At 41.6% G+C, this 4,250-nt stretch carries 3 protein-coding genes; 2 read left to right on the top strand and 1 reads right to left on the bottom strand.

Going from position 1 to position 4,250, the window contains the following annotated elements; all coding sequences use genetic code 11:
* Positions 1 to 829 precede the first annotated feature (829 nt).
* The gene (locus HWQ44_RS12425) at positions 830 to 2,383 is read left to right on the top strand and encodes an FAD-dependent oxidoreductase (protein ID WP_292718888.1); all 1,554 of its coding nucleotides are present in this window, start codon (positions 830 to 832) and stop codon (positions 2,381 to 2,383) included.
* Here the strand turns inward: HWQ44_RS12425 and rppA are convergent.
* Positions 2,380 to 3,078, bottom strand: a complete 699-nt coding sequence (rppA, locus tag HWQ44_RS12420; RefSeq protein ID WP_292718886.1) for a two-component system response regulator RppA — start codon at positions 3,076 to 3,078, stop codon at positions 2,380 to 2,382. The genes HWQ44_RS12425 and rppA overlap by 4 nt on opposite strands.
* Positions 3,079 to 3,202: 124 nt before the next feature.
* Here rppA and hisG point away from each other — a divergent pair, with 124 nt between their 5' ends.
* Positions 3,203 to 3,847 carry an ATP phosphoribosyltransferase gene (gene hisG, locus HWQ44_RS12415; protein ID WP_292718885.1) on the top strand — a complete coding sequence of 215 codons (645 nt, stop codon included), beginning with the start codon at positions 3,203 to 3,205 and terminating at the stop codon, positions 3,845 to 3,847.
* The last annotated feature ends 403 nt before the right edge of the window (positions 3,848 to 4,250 follow it).

The following is a 4,250-nucleotide window of genomic DNA, read 5'->3' as shown; positions in this document are numbered from 1 at the left end:
TCAGTACCTCTGCCATAATCCCCCTGTCAATAGGGTTTGAGACGCGCTAACCCTGGTTGATGATAACAGGTTTACGATGTGGTTCAATTAAATGAAAACTGCTGTAAGTTTGTAGTGCATTTATGGAACCTGTGACGCCCAGAATATGCCTTATATCGATTCGTTACCAACACAGAAGCGGACGTTAAGAATAAAGTTGTTTTCGTTACCACAGCTTATCTGTTAGTTAACAACACAACTTGTTTCGTTCAGAATGCTTATCTATTTGTGACCAAGCTTATGTCTGAGTTACCAATGCTTAAACAAAACTTATCAATCAACAGCAAAATATAGCCATTGTCGTTTTGATGCTTGTTTGTGCGTGAACTTCGAGAGTCATGTCTTTCCCTGCAAAAATAAATTCACAATCTGTAAGGCATTTTTGATAATTATTGTAGAGACGGCGATTTATCACATCTTTGTGATTTAGAATTTTTATCAAAAAGCCCTAACCGAAACGTATTGGGGCTATGCCTACACACAATTTGACACATACTGAAGTGTTTCTAGCGAGACAGACAATATTTCACAGCCTTCTGCAAAATCTTCAATTAAGTTTTGAATCTGCGAGTTATCAAAACCTGCTTTGCAGATTAAATTTGTACAAACCTCATTGATAACTTGCGTACTAACAACTAGGTTTTCTTGACTGGTAACATTTGTGGCTATTTAATGATGATCAATAATGTCCGATATTTCTTTAGGCTCTACGACAGATGTGGCTCAAATAAATAAAATCTACTGTAAATTGATATTTGCATAAATTATTTCATAATTTACATAAAAAAGAATGGAAATCAAACAAATTTGCGTGATTGGGGCTGGAATCAGCGGTCTGGTGACAGCTAAAACTTTTATCGAGGAAGGCTATAAAGTTACTATATTTGAGAAACAAAAAGGACTTGGCGGTGTTTGGGAAAAATCTCGAACTTATCCAGGATTAACAACCCAGAATACGGGTGACACATATAGTTTTTCGGACTATCCCATGCCTGCATCCTACTTGGAGTGGCCCACAGCAGAGCAAATACGGAATTACTTAGATTTATACGCCCAGAATTTTGGGGTTCTTGAGAGGATTCACTTCCAAACGGAAGTAACTAATATTTCCCGAAAAACTGGAGAACTACCAGGATGGGTAGTTACCATCAGAGTGAAGGAAGGTAATGAACGTGAGATAAAAGAGGAAAAGCACGAATTTGACTTTGTGCTAGTGTGCAATGGAATATTTAGCATCCCTAAACTGCCTTCCTTGCCAGGTAGTGAGGAATTTGCAGCGTCTGGAGGGCGGGTACTGCATTCTACCGAGTTTAACGATACCTCAATCATTGAGGGTAAGCGGGTAGTGGTAGTAGGTTTTGGCAAATCTGCCTGCGACATTGCAACTTTGGCGGCGAACACAGCCAAAAAATCCACCCTCGTCTTCCGTCAACCCTTGTGGAAGGTTCCTAGATTTTTCCTGGGTTTAATAAACCTGAAGTATGTTTTATTAACCCGCTTTTCAGAAGCTTGGTTCCCCTACCGTCAGATGGGACGGCTTGAAACATTGCTGCACACTCTGGGTAAGCCATTAGTGTGGGCTTTCTGGCGCACTAACGAGATGTTGCTACGCCTGCAATTCGGTCTTGATAGCTGCGGAATGTTGCCTGAACAACCGATGAATCAGGTTAATTGTCAAATTAGCATAGCTCCCCCAGATTTCTTTAAGTATGTACACTCTGGTAAAATCCAGGCAATTAAAACCAGCATCGCCAAGTTTATCCCTGAGGGCGTAGAATTAGCCAACGGTCAGCAGTTGCAGGCAGATATAGTAATTTTTGGTACAGGATTTCGCCAAGAGCTTCCCTTTCTCGAAGAAGAATATCGGCGACAGGTAGTCGATGAAGATGGTAATTTTAACCTTTATCGTTATCTGCTTCACCCTAATGTTCCACAGATGGGTTTTGTTGGTTATAACAGCAGTTTATATAGTCAGTTAACATCGGAAGTTAGTGCTTGGTGGTTAGCAGAGTATGTCAAAGGCAATTTGTTATTGCCTTCGCCATCAGCAATGTATCAAGAAATGGCAGCAGATATGGATTGGATGAAAACTCAGTACCATAGTGTGGTAGCAAAGGCGACATGTATCACCTCGTTTTCCTTGCGTTACACAGAGCAACTCATGGAAGATATGGGTGCGAATAATCAGCTTGGTGTCTGGAAGGGGATTTCACAAATTATGATGCCTGTGGATTCATCCCTCTACAACAAACTTCGACAAGAATTAAAGTCGCAAAGACTGAGAAAGGTCAAGAATTCTTCTACCAATGAATCGAATCATTGTGAGTTGGAAGTAGGCAGCTAAACTGACTCCATTGATGAAGCTCCAAAACGATAGCCTTTACCGTAAACTGTGTGAATCAGCGTAGTTTCTCTAGCTACCTCAATCTTACGCCGCAGTAAGCGAATTAATGCCGCTATCACATTGCTACTGGGTTGTTCTTCCTCTTGCCACAAATTTTGCATAATTTGGGCATGAGTTAGCAATTGTCCAGTATGTTCCATAAAATATTGCAACAACTGGCTTTCTTTTTGCGATAGCTCAATTATCCGTCCTTGGCGATAGGCTACTTGATTGTCACAATCAAGTTCTAAATCAGCGACGGTTAAACGTCCAGTGGTCGTTTCATAGATTTGGGAACCGGAACGACGCAATAAAGCGCGGACTCTGGCTAGTAACTCGCGCAGTTCAAAAGGTTTAACCAAATAGTCGTCTGCACCAGCATCTAAACCTTCTACGCGGTCATCAAGAGTATCTTTAGCTGTGAGAAACAGCACGGGAGTGGTTTTGTTTTGGTGTCGCAATTCCTGACAAATCTCTAACCCGGTTTTTCCGGGCAGCATCCAATCTAAAATCAGTAAGTCATAACTGCCTGCTTGTGCAAGTTCGCTACCAGATGTCCCATCATAAGCTGCATCCACACTGTAACCCTCACGAGTTAATAAGCGACTCAAGGGTTCAGTTAGTTCAACTTCATCATCAACTAATAAAATTCTCATGCTGCTTGTCTTGACATTCCCACGACTCTCAGCCAATGGTCTTTAGTAATGCAAATTTTGTCAGTAATAGAGATATTCTCAATATTAGTGAACTGCCGAGACGCTAAGGATACCAATAAAAAGAATGCTAACTGTTGCATTGCCAAAAGGGGAACTACTTAAAAATAGCATCCGCCTGCTACAAGCTGTGGGATTAGATTTTAGTGCTTTTTTAGATTCAGGAAATCGCCAACTTCAAATTCCTGATACTAAGGGACTTGCCAAAGGTTTGCTGGTACGGGCGCAGGATGTGCCCGTTTATGTAGAATATGGTCAAGCACAACTGGGCGTTGTTGGTTACGATGTGCTACGGGAGAAGCAGCCGCAAGTTGCCCACTTGGTAGATTTACAGTTTGGGCATTGTCGGATGTCGGTGGCGGTAAAAGCATCTAGTTCTTACCGATCGCCTTTAGATTTACCACCGCATGGTAGAGTTGCATCTAAGTATGTGAATTGCGCTCGTGAATATTTCCACAGTCTGGATTTACCTGTGGAAATAGTGCCATTGTATGGTTCAGTAGAGCTAGGCCCAATTACTGGAATGTCAGAAGCGATCGTCGATTTGGTTTCTACAGGCCGGACTTTGCGCGAAAATGGTTTAATTGAAATCGCTACTCTGTATGAAAGCACGGCCCGGTTGATTGCCCATCCTTTGAGTTACCGCCTGAACACAGGTAATCTAAGTGATGTAATTACCAAGCTGCGAGAGGCCGTTTTGGTAAAGGTTTAACACCAATTTGTAATTCGTAATTTAAGGAACTTCCAAATAAAAAAGACTCAACTACCTTTTGTGAGATGGGCATCTTTCCCGCCTTAAATCTGGGGCACGTGGGGACACCCATCCCACAAGAAAAACTGCGTGTAGTTTTGCATAAATCCTATCAGCAAAACTTCAAAAAGAATTAGTGTTAGACCTGGAAACGAGGTTTTAAAAGGGTTTTGGCTTCATTATCTGCGTGCCCCTACCTTGTGTTGTATACGATGCATAGCAAATTCCCACATAAGTAGGTGGGCATAAAAAAACCAGACTATGTAAAGATAAGTAAATACAGAGAATGCATCGACATGAGGTGACTTATATATGGGCGCTCGTTTAAGAGTATTTCTAACTCGTGAGCAAGATCAAACTCTGT

The organism is Nostoc sp. JL34 (assembly GCF_017114945.1).
In the GTDB taxonomy this organism is placed as follows: domain Bacteria; phylum Cyanobacteriota; class Cyanobacteriia; order Cyanobacteriales; family Nostocaceae; genus Nostoc.
Note: the sequence above shows the minus strand (reverse complement) of the source record. Positions and strands in the feature narration are given on the sequence as shown.

Bases quoted from the DNA above. Each gene is read 5' to 3' on its own strand.
- HWQ44_RS12425 (WP_292718888.1), top strand. From the start codon at position 830: ATGGAAATCAAACAAATTTGCGTGATTGGGGCTGGAATCAGCGGTCTG.
- rppA (WP_292718886.1), bottom strand. From the start codon at position 3,078: ATGAGAATTTTATTAGTTGATGATGAAGTTGAACTAACTGAACCCTTG.
- hisG (WP_292718885.1), top strand. From the start codon at position 3,203: ATGCTAACTGTTGCATTGCCAAAAGGGGAACTACTTAAAAATAGCATC.